The organism is Enterobacter cloacae complex sp. P2B, assembly GCF_014895985.1.
Classification (GTDB): domain Bacteria; phylum Pseudomonadota; class Gammaproteobacteria; order Enterobacterales; family Enterobacteriaceae; genus Enterobacter; species Enterobacter bugandensis.
Genome location: NZ_JADBQQ010000013.1, coordinates 78,792 through 97,114 on the forward strand (window position 1 = coordinate 78,792; position 18,323 = coordinate 97,114).

The following is an 18,323-nucleotide window of genomic DNA, read 5'->3' on the forward strand; positions in this document are numbered from 1 at the left end:
GTTTATTTTAAATCCGCATCGTCAAAGCTAAAGCCGGTGTCCGGCATGATGTAGAACCCGGTCAGCGCTTTGTTATGGGCTGAGACCAGTTTCTCCACCACCAGCGGTACCCACGGCGACTCTTTCCAGATAATGTCCTGCGCGTCCTTGTAGAGGCGGGCTTTCTCTTCCGGTTTGGTGGTTTTCAGGGCATCGGCCAGGTCTTTGTCCACCTGCGGATTGCTGTAAAACGCGGTGTTGAACAGGGTTGGCGGCCAGTTCTGCGAGGCGAACAGCGGCGACAGCGCCCAGTCGGCTTCACCGGTCGAGGCCGTCCAGCCTGTGTAGAACATCCGCACGCCGCTCTCTTTCTGCCCTTTCCCCTCCACTTCTGCCGCACGCTGCCCGGCATCCATCGCGGTCACCTGCGCCTTGATACCCACCTGCGCCAACTGCTGCTGGGTAAACTGCAGCACCTTCTGCGCGGTGCTGTGATTGTGCGACGACCACAGCGTGGTGCTGAAGCCGTTCGGGAAACCCGCCTCTTTCAGCAGCTCGCGCGCTTTAGCCGGATCGTACGGCCATGGCTGATAGCTTTGCGCATACGCGATAGACGGCGGCAGCACGCCGGTGGCCGGGGTGGCATAACCCGCAAAAGCGACCTTCACCAGCGCCTGACGGTTAATGGCATAGTTGATGGCTTCACGCACCTTCGGGTTATCGAACGGCTTCTGCGTGACGTTCATGCTGATGTAGCGCTGCATGATAGACGGGCTGGCAACCAGCTCCAGCTTGCTGTTTTTCTGCAGAATGGCGGCCTGCTCATACGGGATGGGGAAGGCAAACTGCGCCTCGCCGGTTTGCAGCATTGCCGCGCGGGTGTTGTTATCCACCACCGGACGCCAGGTGATGGTGTCCAGCTTCGGCAGTCCCTGCTGCCAGTATCCCGCGAATTTTTTCACCTTCACAAAATCGGTCTGGTTCCAGGTGAGCAGCTCGTACGGCCCGGTTCCCACCGGGTGGAAGCCGATCTCTTTACCGTACTTTTTCAGCGCGGCGGGCGAGATCATCGCCGTCGCCGGATGCGCCAGAATATTGATAAACGCGGAGAATGGCTCTTTCAGGGTGATTTTTACCGTTGCCGGGTCGACTACCTCGGTGCTGGCGATATTTTTATACAGGTTATAGCGCTTGAGGCTGTTTTCAGGATTGCTGGCACGGTCGAGGTTGACCTTTACCGCCTCAGCATTGAAATCAGTCCCGTCCTGGAACTTCACGCCGGAACGGAGCTTGATGGTATAGACCAGCCCGTCGTCGGATACGGTGTACCCCTCCGCCAGCACATTTTTCAGCTTCATCTCTCTGTCGAGACCAAACAGCCCCTGATAGAACGATTTCGCCACCGCCTGGGAGAGCGTGTCGTTGGCGTCGTACGGATCGAGCGTGGTGAAGTTGGAGCCGACGGCAACCACCACGTCTTTGGCGGCGAACGCGGGGGCAGCGGCCAGGGCTGCCGTCACGCTCGCGGCTAACAACCATTTACGCGCTACAAATGTAACCATTGTGTTCTCCTGCCTGTTGTAAGTTATAACCGTGAGAAGGCATTGTCCTGGCGCGGCGGAGCCACGAAGTGGCCCGGACCAACCTCACGCAGCGTGACGCGCTCCACGGCTTCGCCGCGTTTACGAATGTTGCTCGGCATCTCATCCTGCAGCAGCACGCGCTGGCCGTGGCGGTGCGCGGGATCGGCAACCGGGACCGCCGCAATAAGCTTGCGGGTGTAGGGGTGCTGCGGATTCTCAAACACCGCCCTTCGCGGGCCAATCTCCACGATCTGCCCCATAAACATCACCGCCACGCGGTGGCTGATACGCTCTACCACCGCCATATCGTGCGAGATAAACAGGAAGGCAATGCCCATATCCCGCTGTAAATCCAGCAGTAAGTTGATAATTTGCGCCCGGATCGAGACATCCAGCGCCGAGACGGATTCATCCGCAATCACCACCTTCGGGTTCAGCGCCAGCGCGCGGGCGATGCAGATACGCTGCCGCTGCCCGCCGGAAAACTCGTGCGGATAACGCCAGGCGTGTTCCGGCTTCAGGCCAACTCGCTCCAGCAGCCAGGCCACACGACGCTGCGCCGCCTCGCCGTCGAGCAGGTTATGCACCCGCAGCGGCTCCATAATTGAGTACCCTACCGTATGGCGCGGGTCGAGAGAGGCATACGGATCCTGGAAGATAAACTGAATATCTCGCCGTATCGCCTGTAATTTATTATCTGGCAGGGTGTCGATACGTTCACCGTTAAAGGTTATCGTCCCCTCCTGGGTCTCCACGAGCCTGAGCAGCGCCCGCCCGGTGGTGGATTTCCCGCAGCCGGACTCTCCTACCAGCGCCAGCGTTTCACCCGGCCAGAGATCAAAACTGACGTTTTCCACCGCATGCACTTCGCGCTTCAGGCGGTTGAAAATTCCGCTGCGCAGCGGAAAGCGGGTCACCAGATTGCGCACTTCGAGTATCGGTTTACCCGACACCACGGTGTCCTGCTCGCCTTCATCCTCCTGCGGCTCTGTCGCCTCCAGGGAAATCAGCGGAAAACGGCGCGGCAAATCGCTGCCGTTCATTGCCCCAAGCCGCGGCACCGCCGCCAGCAGCGCTTTGGTGTAAGGATGCTCGGGGGCATGAAAAATCTGCTCGACCGCACCGGTTTCCACAGCATTGCCCTTGTGCATCACCAGCACCCGATCGGCGATGTCAGCCACCACGCCCATATCGTGGGTGATAAAAATCACCCCCATCTCCATCTCCTGCTGCAGCACTTTGATGAGCTGCAGGATCTGCGCCTGAATCGTCACGTCCAGCGCCGTCGTCGGCTCATCGGCGATCAGCACCGCCGGACGGCAGGAGAGCGCCATGGCAATCATCACCCGCTGGCGCATGCCGCCGGAAAGCTGATGCGGGTAGCGCCCCAGAATGGCCTGCGCCTCCGGAATGCGCACCAGCTCCACCATGCGTCTCGCTTCCCTGAGCGCCTCATCGCCGCTCAGCCCCTGATGCAGCCGGATGGACTCGGCAATTTGCTCCCCGACCGGGAACACCGGGTTCAGGGAGGTCATCGGCTCCTGGAAGATCATCGCGATATCCGCCCCGCGCACGCCCTGCATCTGCGCGCCGCTCAGCTCGTTTAAATCGATGACCTGACGGTTACGGCGGCGCAGGAGCATTTTCTCGCTGCTGATTTGCCCGCCCGTCTGTTCCAGCAGGCGCATCAGCGCCAGCGCGGTGACCGATTTACCGGAGCCGGATTCGCCAACAATCGCCAGCGTCTCGCCGCGCCTGAGCGAGAACGATAAATTCTGTACTGCGGGGATGAACTGCCGCTCTTCCTGAAACGCAATATTCAGCTGATGGACAGCCAGCACCTCGCGGTTGTCCAGTTCTTCAGTGTGCGGCACGCGCTGCCCCCTTATTCACGATAGATGCCCGTGCTCGGCTCATCACCGGCATAGCCCCAGGCGCGGTACATGCCTTCGCTGTTGAACGGCAGGGCCACGTTGCCCTCACGATCGACCGCAATCAGCCCGCCGACGCCGCCCAGGGCAGGTAATTTTTCCATCACCACGCGCTCGCAGGCCTCGCTCAGGCTTAAACCGCCGTAATCCATCAGCGCGGTGATGTCGTAGGCCGCGAGGGCGCGAATAAACACTTCCCCGGTGCCGGTACACGACACCGCTGCCGTGGCGTTATTGGCATAGCAGCCCGCGCCGGGCAGCGGGCTGTCGCCGACGCGTCCCGGCAGCTTGTTGGTCATGCCGCCCGTTGACGTCGCCGCCGCGAGGTTACCGGCTTTATCGAGCGCCACCGCGCCAACCGTGCCCATTTTGGTGGTTTCATCCAGCGGCGCAGTATGGTCAAGCTGCGTTATGCCCGCCGTACGGGCTTCCAGCAGCTGCTGATAGCGTTCTTCCGTGGAAAACAGATCCGGCGATACCGGTTCTATTCCGTGCTCAAAGGCAAATTTTTCCGCCCCGGCGCCCGCCAGCAGAACGTGCGGGCTCTCCTCCATCACCAGACGCGCCGCCAGCACCGGATTTCGCAGATGGCTCACGCCCGCCACGGCGCCCGCCTTCAGGGTGACGCCGTCCATCACGCAGGCGTCCAGCTCGTGGGTTTCATCCCGGGTAAAAACCGAACCTATTCCGGCATTAAAGAGCGGACACTCTTCCAGCAGGCGCACCGCCTCGGTGACCACATCCAGCGCGCTCTCGCCCGCTTCCAGCATTTTCTGGCCCGTTTCCACAATGGCGTACAGCGCGTCAATGTAGCGCTTTTCCTGCTCGGGACTGAGCTGTGCACGGGTGATTGCCCCTGCGCCGCCATGAATTGCGATTACCGCATTAACCATTCGCATCACCCGTTAGCCTGATTCGCGGCTTTTTCTATAAATATCATTATCGTCGATGAAACTTCAGATGATTTTTGAATATAGAAAGACGCAACAGTGATGTAAAGCGTACACCCATCGGGTCATACAGTTAGCCGCACTTTTCTGCCATAATGGGCGCTTTCGTTGTTACTCCGCAGGAGCCCACCATGGATTTTACCGCCGGACTGATGCCGCTTGAAACGGCACTCTCGCAGATGCTTGACCGTATTTCTCCGCTGCATGACGTTGAGACGCTGCCGCTTGTGCGCTGTTTTGGTCGTATTGCCGCGCGCGATATCGTCTCGCCGATGAACGTGCCGGGGTTCGATAACTCCGCGATGGACGGTTACGCGGTGCGCCTGGCGGATCTCCAGACGGGTAACGCCCTGCCGGTGGCGGGTAAAGCCTTTGCGGGCCAGCCGTTTGGCGGCGAATGGCCTGCGGGCACCTGCGTGCGCATTATGACTGGCGCGCCGGTTCCGCAGGGCTGCGACGCCGTGGTGATGCAGGAAGAGACCGAGCAGACCGACGACGGGGTACGTTTTACCGCGAACGTTAAAGCGGGTCAGAACATCCGCCGCACGGGCGAAGACATCACCCTCGGCGCGACCGTTTTTGCCGCCGGGCAGAAATTGACGGTAGGTGAACTGCCGGTGCTGGCGTCGCTCGGCATCGCGGAAGTTGACGTTGTCCGCAAGGTGCGCGTGGCGGTCTTCTCCACCGGCGACGAGCTGCAGCTTCCGGGCCAGCCGCTGCAGGACGGCCAGATTTATGACACCAACCGCCTGGCGGTACACCTGATGCTAGAGCAGCTGGGCTGCGAGGTGATTAACCTCGGCATCATTCCAGACGACCCGGAAAAACTGCGCGCGGCATTTATCGAGGCGGACAAATCCGCCGACGTGGTCATCAGCTCCGGCGGCGTCTCCGTGGGCGAAGCGGATTACACTAAAACCCTTCTTGAAGAGCTGGGCGAAATCGCCTTCTGGAAGCTGGCGATTAAGCCGGGCAAACCGTTCGCGTTTGGCAAGCTTCCGCACAGCTGGTTCTGCGGCCTGCCGGGTAACCCGGTCTCTGCGGCACTCACCTTCTACCAGCTGGCGATCCCGCTGCTGGCGAAGCTTTCCGGCAACAAAGCCAGCCCGCTGCCGGAACGCCTGCGCGTGCGTGCCGCTACGCGGCTGAAAAAATCGCCGGGTCGTCTCGATTTCCAGCGCGGCATTCTGGTCCGCGGCGCGGACGGTGAGCTCGAAGTGAGCACCACCGGACATCAGGGCTCGCACATTTTCAGCTCCTTCAGTCTGGGTAACTGCTTCATCGTGCTGGAGCGCGAGCGTGGCAACGTGGAAGCCGGCGAATGGGTTGAGGTTGAGCGCTTTAACCACCTGTTCGGAGGCTGACATGACGGTGGAGCTGAGCGACCAGGAGATGATGCGCTACAACCGCCAGATCGTGCTGCGCGGGTTTGACTTTGAGGGGCAGGAAGCGCTTAAGGCAGCCAAAGTGCTGGTCGTCGGTCTCGGCGGGCTGGGCTGCGCCGCCGCGCAGTATCTTACGGCGGCGGGCGTGGGCAGGATGACGCTGTTGGATTTCGATACCGTCTCGGTGTCCAACCTGCAGCGCCAGACGCTGCACAGCGACGCGACGGTTGGCCAGCCGAAGGTGGACTCTGCCCGCACGGCGCTGGCGCGCATCAACCCCAACGTTCAGTTCACCCTGATTGACGCGATGCTGGATGACGACGCGCTGTTCGCGCAGATTGCGCAGCACGATCTGGTGCTCGACTGCACCGATAACGTCGCCGTCCGTAACCAGCTGAACGCGGGCTGTTTTGCCCACAAAACCCCGCTGGTCTCCGGCGCGGCAATCCGCATGGAGGGGCAAATTAGCGTCTTCACGTACGCGGATGGTGAACCCTGCTACCGCTGCCTGAGCCGTCTGTTTGGCGAGAATGCGCTGACCTGCGTCGAGGCGGGCGTGATGGCACCACTCGTCGGCGTGATTGGCTCATTGCAGGCAATGGAAGCGATTAAAGTGCTGGCGCACTACGGCACGCCTGCCGCGGGGAAAATCGTGATGTATGACGCGATGACCTGTCAGTTCCGCGAGATGAAGCTGATGCGCAATCCGGGGTGTGAGGTTTGCGGAGGTTAAAGCAAACGGCAACCTTCAGGTTGCCGTTTTAGTGTTTGCTCCCTCTCCCTGTGGGAGAGGGTTGGGGTGAGGGCATCAGGCCGCACCCGTCAGATAGACGTCCGTCCAAACGCCCCCTGCCAGTCCTGCTCAAACTTCACGATCGCCGCATCCACCGCAGGGGAAGTAATAAACTGCTGCGCGACGTCCAGCGGCAGCGTGATGGACTCGCACCCTGCCAGCAGGCAGTCCAGCGCCTGACGCGGGGTTTTAAAGCTCGCGGCCAGCACCTTTGACTGCGGCGCGTGCAGCGCCAACAGCTGCTGCAGTTCAATCACGGTCTGGATCCCGTCCCCGCCCTGCGCGTCCACGCGGTTAACGTAAGGGGCCACATACTCAGCTCCGGCCAGGGCGGACAGCATCCCCTGCGCGGCGCCATACACCGCCGTGCCCAGCGTCGGGATCCCTTCCGCTTTCAGCATCTTAATAGCCGCCAGCCCTTCCGCGGTCACCGGCACCTTCACCACCAGGTCGTTAATGATAGCGCGCAGCTTGCGCGCGTCTTCCACCATCCCTTCGGCGGTGGTTGCCATTACCTGCGCAAACAGACGGCCCTTACCGCCCAGCGCGTCGTGCAGCGCGGGCAGCAGCTCATCTAGCGGCGTTTTTCCTGCCGCCACAATGCTTGGGTTGGTGGTCACGCCCGCCAGCGGGAAGATACGCGCCAGCTTTTTGACTGCCGCAACGTCAGATGTGTCGAGATAAAGTTCCATGATGTCACCCTCAAAATTAGCCTGCACTTACCCTATCACGATAAAACCTGCTCAAGAGTTGACCTGAATCAAGATAACTTTCATTCGAAAGTCATTTAATCTTCATATGCAACTTGAGGGCAAAAATATGATCTTCAATATTCAGCGTTATTCCACCCACGACGGCCCGGGTATTCGAACCGTGGTGTTCCTGAAAGGCTGCTCGCTGGGCTGTCGCTGGTGCCAGAACCCGGAAAGCCGCTCGCGCAGCCGGGACGTGCTGTTTGACGCGCGCTTGTGTCTGGAAGGCTGCGACCTGTGCCAGCTGGCGGCACCGGGCTGTATCGAACGCGCGCTCAATGGCCTGGTCATCCACCGTGAAAAGCTGAGTGAAGAGACGATTAATGCCCTCACCGACTGCTGCCCGACGCAGGCGCTTACCGTCTGCGGTGAAGAGAAGAAGGTGGACGAGATCATGGCCACCGTGCTGCGCGACAAACCCTTTTATGACCGCAGCGGCGGCGGGATCACCCTCTCCGGCGGCGAGCCGTTTATGAACCCGGAGCTGGCGCACGCCCTGTTCAAGGCCAGCCACGAACAGGGTATCCACACCGCCGTCGAAACCTGCCTTCACGTGCCGTGGCACTATATCGAGCCGTCATTACCGTACGTCGATCTGTTCCTCGCCGACCTTAAGCACGTCGACGGAGCGGTGTTCAAACAGTGGACCGACGGTTCGGCCAAACGGATCCTGGACAACCTGAAGCGCCTGGCCGCGGCCGGGAAAAAGATGACCATCCGCGTGCCGCTGATCCAGGGCTTCAACGCGGATGAAGCCTCCATCACCGCCATTACCAACTTCGCTGCCGACGAACTCGGCGTCGATGATATTCATTTTTTGCCGTATCACACGCTGGGCATGAACAAATACACCCTGCTCGGCCAACCCTACTCTGCCCCTGAAAAACCGCTGGATAACCCTGCCCTGCTGGATTTCGCGCAGCAGTACGCCTGCCAGAAAGGGTTAACCGCGACCTTACGAGGATAAACCTATGACCACCCTGAATCTCAACACCCTCAGCGAACGTATTAAAGCGCATAAAATGGCGCTGGTGCATATCGTCAAGCCGCCGGTCTGTACCGAGCGCGCGCAGCATTACACCGAAATGTACCAGCAGCACATGGACAAGCCGATCCCGGTGCGTCGCGCCCTGGCGCTGGCACATCACCTGGCGGAACGCACCATCTGGATCAAGCACGACGAGCTGATTATCGGGAACCAGGCCAGCGAAGTGCGCGCTGCGCCGATCTTCCCGGAATATACCGTCTCCTGGATTGAGAAAGAGATTGACGATCTGGCGGACCGTCCGGGTGCGGGCTTCGCGGTGAGCGAAGAGAACAAGCGTGTGCTGCATGAAATCTGCCCGTGGTGGCGCGGCCAGACGGTGCAGGACCGCTGCTACGGCATGTTCACCGACGAGCAGAAAGGCCTGCTCGAAACCGGCATCATCAAAGCCGAAGGCAACATGACCTCCGGCGACGCGCACCTGGCGGTAAACTTCCCGCTGGTGCTGGAGAAAGGTCTCGACGGCCTGCGCGCCAAAGTGGCCAAACGCCGCTCGCGCATCAATCTGACGGTGCTGGAAGACCTGCACGGCGATCAGTTCCTGAAGGCAATTGATATCGTGCTGGAAGCCGTCAGCCTGCACATCAAACGCTTCGCCGACCTGGCGCGTGAGATGGCGTCTACGGAAACCCGCGAAAGCCGCCGCGACGAGCTGCTGGCGATGGCGGAAAACTGCGACGTGATTGCCCACGAGCCGCCAAAAACCTTCTGGCAGGCGCTGCAGCTGTGCTACTTCATTCAGCTGATCCTGCAGATTGAGTCCAACGGCCACTCCGTCTCCTTCGCGCGTATGGACCAGTATCTCTACCCGTACTACCGCCGCGACGTGGAGCTGGACCAGAGCCTGGATCGCGAGCACGCCATCGAGCTGCTGCACAGCTGCTGGCTGAAGCTGCTGGAAGTGAACAAGATCCGCTCCGGCTCGCACTCCAAAGCCTCTGCCGGCAGCCCGCTGTACCAGAACGTTACCATTGGTGGTCAGAAGCTGGTTAACGGCGAGCCGATGGACGCGGTGAACCCGCTCTCCTACGCGATTCTGGAATCCTGCGGTCGCCTGCGCTCTACCCAGCCAAACCTGAGCGTGCGCTACCATGCGGGCATGAGCAACGACTTCCTCGACGCCTGCGTGCAGGTGATCCGCTGCGGCTTCGGGATGCCTGCCTTTAACAACGACGAAATCGTGATCCCGGAATTCATCAAGCTCGGCGTTGAGCGCGATGATGCCTACGACTACGCGGCCATCGGCTGCATCGAAACCGCTGTGGGCGGCAAGTGGGGCTACCGCTGCACCGGCATGAGCTTTATCAACTTCGCCCGCGTCATGCTGGCGGCGCTGGAAGGCGGCCGCGACGCCACCAGCGGCAAGGTGTTCCTGCCGCAGGAAAAAGCGCTCTCAGCCGGCAACTTCGACAATTTCGAGGAGGTGATGGCGGCGTGGGACAGCCAGATCCGCTACTACACCCGCAAATCTATCGAAATTGAGTACGTGGTAGACACCATGCTGGAGGAGAACGTCCACGATATTCTCTGCTCGGCGCTGGTGGACGACTGCATCGAACGCGCGAAAAGCATCAAGCAGGGCGGCGCGAAGTATGACTGGGTCTCCGGCCTGCAGGTGGGTATCGCCAACCTCGGCAACAGCCTGGCAGCGGTGAAAAAGCTGGTCTTTGAGCAGGGCGCTATCGGTCAGCAGCAGCTGGCGGCGGCGCTGGCGGATGACTTCGACGGGCTGACCCACGAGCAGCTGCGCCAGCGCCTGATCAACGGTGCGCCGAAATACGGCAACGATGACGATAGCGTGGACATGCTGCTGACCCGTGCTTACGAAACCTACATTGAGGAGCTGAAGCAGTACCACAACCCCCGCTACGGCCGCGGCCCGATTGGCGGTAACTACTACGCGGGCACGTCGTCTATCTCCGCTAACGTACCGTTCGGCGCGGCAACGATGGCGACGCCGGACGGACGTAAGGCCCACACCCCGCTGGCGGAAGGGGCAAGCCCGGCTTCCGGTACCGACCACCTCGGCCCGACCGCGGTGATCGGCTCGGTCGGTAAACTGCCTACCGAGGCGATCCTGGGCGGCGTGCTGCTTAACCAGAAGCTGAACCCGTCGACGCTGGAAAACGACAGCGATCGCCAGAAGCTGATGGTGCTGCTGCGCACCTTCTTCGAGGTGCACAAGGGCTGGCATATTCAGTACAACATTGTCTCGCGCGAAACGCTGCTGGAGGCGAAGAAACACCCTGACCAGTATCGAGACCTGGTGGTACGCGTTGCGGGTTACTCGGCGTTCTTCACCGCCCTGTCGCCGGATGCGCAGGACGATATTATCGCCCGTACTGAGCATACGCTGTAGCGAAGTATTCCCTCTCCCCGTGGGAGAGGGAGAAAACACTAAAAACGGCAACCTCGGTTGCCGTTTTGCTTTTACTTTCGAATGAAATTAAATTTGTGCTCCCCGTCACCTTGTTATTAGAATGTTTCAAAACGCAGTGACCCAGGAGCACAGTATGACCGTTAAAGTTATCGTCACCGATATGGACGGAACTTTCCTTGATGATGCCAAGCAGTACGATCGTGACCGCTTCCAGGCACAGTTTGAGCAGCTTAAATCCCGCGATATTGAATTCGTTGTCGCCAGCGGCAACCAGTATTACCAGCTCATCTCCTTCTTCCCCGAGCTGAAAGAGCAGATCTCCTTCGTGGCGGAGAACGGCGCGCTGGTGTTCGACCACGGCGAACAGGTTTTCCACGGCGAGCTGACCCGCCATGAGTCGCAGATCGTTATTGGCGAACTACTGAAAGACGAAGGGCTGAACTTTGTAGCCTGCGGGCTGGAGAGTGCCTACGTCAGCGACAAAGCCCCGGACGCCTTCGTGGCGCTGATGTCAAAGCACTATCACCGCTTAAAACGCATCAGCGATTACCGCGAAATCGACGACGTGCTGTTTAAGTTCTCCCTGAACCTGCCGGACAGCGATATCCCGAACCTGGTCGATAAACTGCACGTCTCCCTTGACGGCATCATGAAGCCGGTCACCAGCGGTTTCGGTTTTGTCGATTTGATTATCCCCGGCCTGCACAAAGCCAACGGCATTAGCCGCCTGCTGAAACGCTGGAAAATCTCCCCGCAGGAGTGCGTCGGCATTGGCGACAGCGGCAACGATGCCGAGATGCTGAAGCTGGTGAAATACTCTTTTGCGATGGGCAACGCGGCGCAGAGCATTAAAGACATTAGCCGCTACAGCACCGACGATAACAACCATCAGGGCGCGCTGAACGTCATTCAGGCCGTGCTCGACAACCACTCTCCTTTCGACGTCTGATCCTTTCCTCGCCGGAGCCCCGCTCCGGCCTCTCACTCTTTTTCCGTCCTGTGGCTTGCGTCAAGTTTTTAAACTTGCATTAACTTATTTTTAACTTAAAGTATCACTTGTAGATATTTTTACTTTCGAATGAAAGATGCGAGGCAGTTATGACCTTTACCAGTGAAACCTTGCCGGCGGACCACAAAGCGGCAATCCGTCAGTTAAAACGTGAGTTACGCGCGCAGATCGGCGACGTGCAGGCGGTGTTCGACAAGCTCAGCGATAAAATCGCCACCCGCGTGGCGGAGATCAACGCCCTGAAAAATAAAGGCGAATCCGTCTGGCCGGTGATTCCGTTTGCAGATGTGAAAAACGGCACGATTACCGACGCTCAGCGCGAGGCCGTTAAGCGCCGCGGCTGCGCGGTGATTAAAGGTCACTTCCCCCGCGAGCAGGCGCTGGCGTGGGATCGGTCGATGCTCGACTACCTCGATCTGAACAAGTTTGACGAGGTGTACAAAGGGCCGGGCGACAACTTCTTCGGCACCTTAACCGCCTCCCGCCCGGAGATTTACCCGATCTACTGGTCCCAGGCGCAAATGCAGGCGCGCCAGAGCGAAGCGATGGCGCAGGTGCAGTCGTTCCTGAACCGTTTATGGACATTCGAGAGCAACGGCAAGCAGTGGTTTAACCCTGACGTGAGCGTGATTTATCCGGACCGCATTCGCCGCCGTCCGCCGGGAACCACCTCCAAAGGGCTGGGGGCGCATACCGATTCCGGCGCGCTGGAGCGCTGGCTGCTGCCGGCTTACCAGCAGGTGTTTGCCCGCGTGTTTGACGGCAACGTCGAGAAATACGATCCGTGGAACGCCGCGCACCGTACTGAAGTGGAAGAGTACACCGTGGATAACACCACCAAGTGCTCGGTGTTCCGCACCTTCCAGGGCTGGACGGCGCTGTCGGACATGATCCCCGGCCAGGGGCTGCTGCACGTGGTGCCGATCCCGGAAGCAATGGCCTACATTCTGCTGCGTCCGCTGCTGGACGACGTGCCGGAAGACGAACTCTGCGGCGTGGCGCCGGGGCGCGTGCTGCCGATTTCCGAGAAGTGGCACCCGCTGCTTGTCGAAGCATTAACCAGTATTCCGGCGCTGGAAGCCGGCGATTCCGTGTGGTGGCACTGCGACGTGATCCACTCTGTCGCGCCGGTGGAAAATCAGCAGGGCTGGGGCAACGTGATGTACATCCCCGCCGCGCCAATGTGCGAGAAGAACCTCGCCTATGCGAAAAAGGTCAAGGAAGCGCTGGAAACCGGCGCGTCGCCGGGAGACTTCCCGCGCGAGGATTATGAAAAAAGCTGGCAGGACCGTTTTACCGTGAACGATCTCAATATCCACGGCAAGCGTGCGCTGGGCATGGCTTAACTGTCGTACAGCCCTTCCCGCTCCACGGCGGTGCGTCGTTTCCCCTGACGTATCCGCCGTACCGATTCCCGCACGGCCAGCGTGCCGTTCAGCAGCAATGTTCCTACCGGCGCGTCCGGGCGCATCAGCCGCTGCTGGAGCATATGCACCGCTTCCGTTCCCAGCTCGTCGCGGGGAACATGCACCGCCGTTAAGGGCACATCCTGAATCGCCGCCAGATTAAAGCCGTCAATGCTCATCACCGAGACGTCCTGCGGCACGCGCAGACCGTGATTTTGCAGCGCGCTGATGGTGCCTGCCGCCATAAAGTCCCCGCCTACCAGGAACGCCGTCGGCAGGTCTTTTCCCTTCTGTTGGTTAAGCCACTCGCTCACCAGTTGCTCCGTCTCTCTGGCGCTGAAGCTTGGCACCACCAGCAGATCGCGCCTGTCGTTAAACCTGAGATTATGAGCGTGCCACGCGTCGCGGATCCCCGCCAGGCGCAGCTCCATGGTGTAGCGACGCAGGCACAGCACGTTCATCACCTCGCGGTGCCCCATCTCGAACAGGTACTCCGCCGCCCGCTCGCCGATGGCGCGATGATCCGGGGCAACGGCAGGCAGGCGCATGCGGCGGTCCCGGCAGTTAATCAGCATGCAGGGTTTCCCCACATCCACCGCCAGATCGTGGATATGCGGATCGTCGATACCGAGCAGAATGGCCGCCTGGGTATCCGGCTCGTTCATGCGTGCCAGAAAAATCTGGGCGTCGCTGTCGTTCTCCTCCAGCGCGCAGTAGCGCAGCCGAACCTCGTGCGAGGCAAGCCCTTTGCTCACGCTCTGGATCACGCGGTAGTAAAAGATGTCGGACCGCTCGTCGAAGGCACGCTGAGGGGCAAAAACCACCAGGCTGTTAAGCAGCAGACGCCCCGCCGCCATGCCGTCCATCACCCCCAGCTCCCGCGCGCACGCCAGCACCTTAGCCCGCGCCTTTTCGCTGGTATTCGCTTTGCCTGCCAGCACACGGGAAACCGTACTGATGGAGAGCTGGGTACGGGCGGCGATTTCGGTGATTTTTAGCCTTTTGTCCATTTTGTGATCTGGCTCCATTTGCGAAATGAAAAAATTTTCATAGCGTGTTCATCAGGCAATAACTGACATAAAGACCATCATGCCAGAGGGTTTACGTCAGTTATGAGAAATTTTGCACAAAATCCACTTTTGCCCTCTCATTTTCTTCCCTAAGGTGAACTTGTCACACAGCTTCCATACTAGTTGTATAGCAACTTAAGCATTCTAAGCGGATAGAAATCAAAGGCATAACAATCTGTGTGACACCTGAACCTCCGTCCCCTTACCGTCCGTCTTGTGGAGAGTAAAATGAGTCAGGACATCAATAACACCGTTGCGACAAGCAAAACCCGTCGCGTCATTAAGAATTTGCGCTGGTACGTGCTGGTGCTGTTTTTACTTGGCGTCACCGTTAACTACATCACCCGTAACTCGCTGGGGATCCTCGCCCCGGAACTGAAAGAGAGCCTCGGGATCACCACCGAGCAGTACTCCTGGATAGTCGGCGCGTTTCAGATCGCCTACACCATTTTCCAGCCCCTGTGCGGCTGGCTGATTGACGTCATCGGCCTGAAGATTGGCTTTATGGTCTGCGCCGGGATCTGGGCGCTGATGTGTATCTTCCACGCGGGCGCCGGAAGCTGGCTGCACCTGGCCATTCTGCGCTTCTTTATGGGCGCTTCCGAAGCTGCCGCCACGCCAGCGAACGCCAAAACCATCGGCGAATGGTTCCCGAAATCAGAGCGTCCCGTTGCCGCCGGCTGGGCGGGCGTGGGCTTCTCCATCGGCGCGATGCTGGCCCCGCCTATCATCTACTTTGCTCACGCGTCGTTCGGCTGGCAGGGCGCGTTTATGTTTACCGGCGTGCTGGCGCTGCTGTGGGTGATCCTCTGGTGGGCGTTCTACCACAACCCGGAACAGCACCCGAACCTGAGCCGCGACGAGCTGGCGTTTATCAAGCAGGATAACGAACCCGCACCGGTCAAGCTGCCCTTCCTGACCGCGCTGAAAACCGTCTCGAAAAACAAACGCTTCTACGGTATCGCCATCCCGGCCTTTATGGCAGAACCCGCCTGGGCGGTGCTGAGCTTCTGGGTGCCCCTGTACCTCGCCAAAGAGCACGGCATGGACCTGAAGCAGATCGCGATGTTTGCCTGGCTGCCCTTCCTCGCCGCCGACCTCGGCAGCGTGGCAAGCGGCTACCTGACGCGCCTGTACACCCGCTGGTTCGGCTGCTCCCGCGTGAACTCGGTGGTGGCAAGCTCCGTCACCGGCGCGTTTCTGATGATTTCTCTGGCCATCGTCGCCGTGACCCGCGACCCGTATATCACCATCGTGCTGATCTCCATCGGCGGCTTCGGGCACCAGATTATCTCCTGCATGCTGAGCGCGCTGGTGGTGGAGTCCTTCGATAAGGGCCAGATGGCGACCGTCAACGGCATGCGCGGCTCGGCGGCGTGGATCGCCAGCTTCCTGTTTTCCCTGTTAATCGGGGTGACCGCCGACAAAATCGGCTTCAACCCGCTTTTTATTGCCATGGGCTTTTTTGACCTGATTGGCGCTCTCTTCCTGGTGGCATTTATTGCTGAACGTCGCGCCAAGCGCGCCTGATAGTGGATGTATTGCATATGAAAACCCTGAAAAACTGGACCGTTGATAAGCAGTCTGCGAATCATCTGGAGCTGCTGGTGGATAATCAGCACCGCCTGTGCCTGTACGTGCTGGAACAGAACCTGTTCCGCGTGCTGATCAAACGCAAAGGCGAGCTGGCGCTGGACCGCACCTGGAGCATCGCGCCGGAACAAGACGTGCCGTGGGAAGGCCGCCGTCGTGACGACTTGAGCGGTTTCTCCTGCCCGGCCTGGACCCTGACGCAGCAGGATGACGCAGTGACGGTGGCAACCGAGCAGCTGCGCGTGACCGTCCACCAGCCCCTGTGGCTGGAGTGGCACTACCGTAATGATGCGGGCGAATGGCAGCCGCTGGTCCAGGATCGCCCGACCAGCGCCTACCTGCTGAACGCCCACGGCGACGGCGTGGCGCACTATCTCAGCCGCCGCAAGGACGAGCGTTTCTACGGCCTGGGCGAGAAAGCGGGCGATCTGCAGCGCAACGGCAAACGTTACGAGATGCGCAACCTGGACGCCATGGGCTATAACGCCGCCAGCACCGATCCGCTTTATAAGCACATTCCGTTTACCCTCACCCGCCGCGATGACGTGAGCTACGGCCTGTTCTACGACAACCTGAGCAGCTGCTGGCTGGATCTGGGCAACGAGATCGACAACTATCACACCGCCTATCGCCGCTGGCAGGCGGAAGCGGGCGATATTGATTATTACATCTTTACCGGCAAGCGCGCACTGGACGTCACCAAAGCCTTCGTGCGCCTGACCGGGAAAACGCTGTTTGGGCCGAAGTGGAGCCTGGGCTACAGCGGCTCGACCATGCACTACACCGACGCACCGGACGCGCAGAATCAGCTGATGAACTTCATCCGCCTGTGCGAAGAGCACGCCATTCCGTGCGATTCGTTCCAGCTCTCGTCCGGCTATACCTCCATCAACGGCAAGCGCTACGTCTTCAACTGGAACTACGACAAAGTGCCGCAGCCGAAGGCGATGAGCCAGGCCTTCCACGACGCGGGACTGAAGCTTGCGGCCAACATCAAGCCGTGCCTGCTGCAGGATCATCCGCGCTACGGTGAAGTGGCGGAGAGCGGCCTGTTCATCCGTGATTCAGAAACCGACGCGCCTGAACGCTCCAGCTTCTGGGATGACGAAGGCTCGCACCTCGACTTTACCAACCCGCAGACGGTGCAGTGGTGGCAGAACGGCGTGACCACACAGCTGCTGGAGATGGGTATCGACTCCACCTGGAACGACAACAACGAGTATGAAGTGTGGGACGGGGAAGCCCGCTGCTTTGGCTTCGGCAAGGAGATCGCCATCAAGCACATTCGCCCGGTGATGCCACTGCTGATGATGCGCGCCTCGCTGGAAGCGCAGCAGCGCTTTGCGCCGGAGAAGCGTCCGTATCTCATCTCCCGCTCCGGCTGCGCCGGGATGCAGCGCTACGTTCAGACCTGGAGCGGCGACAACCGCACTAACTGGGACACGCTGCGCTATAACATCCGCATGGGGCTGGGCATGAGCCTGTCCGGATTATTCAACGTCGGTCACGACGTGGGCGGTTTCTCCGGCGACAAGCCGGACGCCGAGCTGTTCGTGCGCTGGGTGCAGAACGGCGTAATGCACCCGCGCTTTACCATCCATTCCTGGAATGACGATCGCACCGTGAACGAGCCGTGGATGTATCCGGGCGTCACGCCTGCCATTCGCGGCGCGATTGAGCTGCGCTACCGCCTGCTGCCGTATCTCTACACCCTGCTCTGGCAGGCGCACGCCGACGACGAGCCGATGCTGCGCCCGACCTTCCTCGACCACGAGCACGACGCGCAGACCTTCGAAGAGTGCGATGACTTCCTGCTGGGCCGCGACCTGCTGGTCGCCAGCGTCGTCGAAGCCGGGCAGCGCGAGCGCCGCGTCTGGCTGCCAGATAACGAAACGGGCTGGTACGATTTTTACACCCACGCGTGGTATGCGGGCGGGCAATCCATCGTCCTTGATGCGCCGCTGGAAAAACTGCCGCTGCTGGTGCGCGCCGGGGCCGGTCTGCCGCTTAGCGAGCGCATCACGCATGTGAGTGCTGAAAAAGATTCGACCCGCGAGCTGAAGCTGTTCCCAGTTAAAGGCGTCGGCACAACCACGGGGCTGCTGTTTGAAGACGACGGTGAAAGCTGGGGCTATAAGAAGGGCAATGCGCTGTGGGTGGAATGGGAAATGGAGTGTGATGGCGCAACCATCAACCTGAAGGTGAACGCGCGCGGGGATTATCGTCCGGCGTGGAAGGCGCTGAAGGTGTCGTTACCGGCGGGGGAAAAACGTACGCTGCGGGTGAATGGGGTTGAAGGGAGCGAGTGGGTGGTGTAGTACGGCCTGATGCTCTCACCCTAACCCTCTCCCACGGGGAGAGGGGATAAAGGCACGACGCCTTTCCCTAAGTATTTCGCGCTGCAGGAAGGCGGCAAACCTGTGAATCCCCGGGAGCTTACATAAGTA

General features: G+C 60.1%; 13 protein-coding genes. 8 read left to right on the forward strand and 5 right to left on the reverse strand.

Annotated features, from left to right (window positions below; all coding sequences use genetic code 11):
* Window positions 1-2 precede the first annotated feature (2 nt).
* From gsiB to iaaA, 3 genes are read right to left on the reverse strand one after another with little or no spacing between them, the layout of a single operon-like run.
* Entirely contained in the window at window positions 3-1,541 is a 1,539-nt protein-coding gene (gene gsiB / locus IM313_RS13290) for a glutathione ABC transporter substrate-binding protein GsiB (RefSeq protein ID WP_048999336.1), read from the reverse strand.
* A gap of 23 nt (window positions 1,542-1,564) precedes the next feature.
* Complete coding sequence (gene gsiA, locus IM313_RS13295) at window positions 1,565-3,436, reverse strand: glutathione ABC transporter ATP-binding protein GsiA (RefSeq protein WP_192972080.1); 1,872 nt, start codon at window positions 3,434-3,436, stop codon at window positions 1,565-1,567.
* 11 nt (window positions 3,437-3,447) lie between these two features.
* Complete coding sequence (gene iaaA, locus IM313_RS13300) at window positions 3,448-4,386, reverse strand: beta-aspartyl-peptidase (protein WP_192972081.1); 939 nt, start codon at window positions 4,384-4,386, stop codon at window positions 3,448-3,450.
* Between the two features lie 188 nt (window positions 4,387-4,574).
* Here iaaA and moeA point away from each other — a divergent pair, with 188 nt between their 5' ends.
* Complete coding sequence (gene moeA, locus IM313_RS13305) at window positions 4,575-5,807, forward strand: molybdopterin molybdotransferase MoeA (protein ID WP_192972082.1); 1,233 nt, start codon at window positions 4,575-4,577, stop codon at window positions 5,805-5,807.
* 1 nt (window position 5,808) lies between these two features.
* Window positions 5,809-6,561: a molybdopterin-synthase adenylyltransferase MoeB gene (moeB, locus tag IM313_RS13310; RefSeq protein ID WP_192972083.1), complete on the forward strand. Its 753-nt coding sequence runs from the start codon at window positions 5,809-5,811 to the stop codon at window positions 6,559-6,561.
* 89 nt (window positions 6,562-6,650) lie between these two features.
* Here the strand turns inward: moeB and fsa are convergent, their stop codons facing one another.
* On the reverse strand, window positions 6,651-7,313 hold the full coding sequence (gene fsa, locus IM313_RS13315) for a fructose-6-phosphate aldolase (RefSeq protein WP_028012473.1): 663 nt from the start codon (window positions 7,311-7,313) through the stop codon (window positions 6,651-6,653).
* Window positions 7,314-7,440: 127 nt separating this feature from the next.
* Here fsa and IM313_RS13320 point away from each other — a divergent pair, with 127 nt between their 5' ends.
* The 4 genes from IM313_RS13320 to IM313_RS13335 all read left to right on the forward strand — a co-directional run bounded on the left by IM313_RS13320 (window position 7,441) and on the right by IM313_RS13335 (window position 13,153).
* Window positions 7,441-8,340 carry a glycyl-radical enzyme activating protein gene (locus IM313_RS13320; protein WP_192972084.1) on the forward strand — a complete coding sequence of 300 codons (900 nt, stop codon included), beginning with the start codon at window positions 7,441-7,443 and terminating at the stop codon, window positions 8,338-8,340.
* Window positions 8,341-8,344: 4 nt separating this feature from the next.
* Window positions 8,345-10,777 (forward strand): formate C-acetyltransferase/glycerol dehydratase family glycyl radical enzyme, encoded by a 2,433-nt coding sequence (locus IM313_RS13325; protein ID WP_192972085.1) that lies wholly within the window; start codon window positions 8,345-8,347, stop codon window positions 10,775-10,777.
* 154 nt (window positions 10,778-10,931) lie between these two features.
* Window positions 10,932-11,747 carry a Cof-type HAD-IIB family hydrolase gene (locus IM313_RS13330; protein ID WP_045259978.1) on the forward strand — a complete coding sequence of 272 codons (816 nt, stop codon included), beginning with the start codon at window positions 10,932-10,934 and terminating at the stop codon, window positions 11,745-11,747.
* A 149-nt stretch (window positions 11,748-11,896) separates the two neighbouring features.
* Window positions 11,897-13,153 (forward strand): DUF1479 domain-containing protein, encoded by a 1,257-nt coding sequence (locus IM313_RS13335; RefSeq protein ID WP_041910700.1) that lies wholly within the window; start codon window positions 11,897-11,899, stop codon window positions 13,151-13,153.
* On the opposite strand, the gene IM313_RS13340 is transcribed toward IM313_RS13335, so the two are convergent.
* Window positions 13,150-14,223 carry a LacI family DNA-binding transcriptional regulator gene (locus IM313_RS13340; protein ID WP_047368158.1) on the reverse strand — a complete coding sequence of 358 codons (1,074 nt, stop codon included), beginning with the start codon at window positions 14,221-14,223 and terminating at the stop codon, window positions 13,150-13,152. The two genes, IM313_RS13335 and IM313_RS13340, sit on opposite strands and share 4 nt — an antisense overlap.
* A gap of 288 nt (window positions 14,224-14,511) precedes the next feature.
* Between IM313_RS13340 and IM313_RS13345 the strand changes: the two genes are divergently transcribed.
* A complete protein-coding gene (locus tag IM313_RS13345; protein ID WP_028012467.1) occupies window positions 14,512-15,813 on the forward strand; it encodes an MFS transporter in 1,302 nt (433 codons plus the stop codon).
* Between the two features lie 17 nt (window positions 15,814-15,830).
* A complete protein-coding gene (locus IM313_RS13350; protein WP_192972086.1) occupies window positions 15,831-18,194 on the forward strand; it encodes a TIM-barrel domain-containing protein in 2,364 nt (787 codons plus the stop codon).
* Window positions 18,195-18,323: the final 129 nt, after the last annotated feature.